1 protein-coding gene is annotated in these 935 nt (G+C 54.7%); it reads right to left on the bottom strand.

From position 1 onward, the window contains the following. Nucleotides 1–4 precede the first annotated feature (4 nt). The coding region (locus E2L05_RS20560; RefSeq protein ID WP_341776766.1) for a DUF6880 family protein at nucleotides 5–935 on the bottom strand (931 nt) is incomplete at its 5' end.

Here is a 935-nt window from a genome sequence, read left to right as displayed (position 1 = left end):
GGGATCAAGCAACTTCAAAGTGCCGCCTGATCACGCCGTCACCAACTTTCGGGCATAGCTCTGGATGGCGATCCTCAAGGGCGTCGGACACCGGTCCCAAAAGCTCATAGTGATTTCCATCAATCTCTGCGGCACGGTTTGTGATAAGAACTGCAGCCTGCTCAATCGCGGGCCAAGTCATCAGAAAATGGAGAGCTGTCGTGAAACTCTCAAACCCAAGCGCGTGTTCAAGGGCTCGGCTCTCTGCTTCGACGTCTTCAAAATCAGGTAGTCCGCTGAGCCATGCGCGTAGATGGTCTGCATTTAGGCTGCGTGCAAAACACGTCCACATAAAGTCACGCGCTGCTTCGGTTTGCCCCATCGCGTGCATCACGCTGATCCGGGTCACTTCCCAGTCATAGGGAATCCATCCGCGATCTTTCTCATCGGGCGCATTGATGGCCTCCCATGCTTCCTCAACCCGCCCCGCTTCAAGAAGACGACGCGCGATTTCAGCAGCAACCTGTGGTGCCTTTCGTGCCAGATCACTTTGTTGGTCAATGTAGGCGTCTACATCACCTTCGACATCCGCAATCTGCTCGAGCGCCATGCGCAGCGCGTAGTTGTTCGACAGATCAATTCCCGAAGTGGTGATCCCAGCTTTAAGGTGCTGCAATCCTTCTGAACCCAAGACTGAAGCAAGACCTGATATCAAAGTTGGATAATGCCCATAATCATCATCGGCCAAGGCCTCCAGCAACTGGTCTGCCAGGACAAGCGGGTCCGGCGCGGCAACCTCGGCCAGATCGATCAGGTCTTCACAGGCTTCGTGAAAAACTGACTGCACCTTGCCCGTACTGTCATCGCAACGTTCATAGACCCCATTCGCAAGAGTGCGTATTTCGCGGAACTTGGGCAGTGATTTCACGCGATCTCGGGCACGCGTTTCAGGCCAT

The organism is Meridianimarinicoccus aquatilis (assembly GCF_004358675.1).
In the GTDB taxonomy this organism is placed as follows: domain Bacteria; phylum Pseudomonadota; class Alphaproteobacteria; order Rhodobacterales; family Rhodobacteraceae; genus Meridianimarinicoccus; species Meridianimarinicoccus aquatilis.
This window is presented reverse-complemented; position numbering and strand designations above follow the sequence as displayed.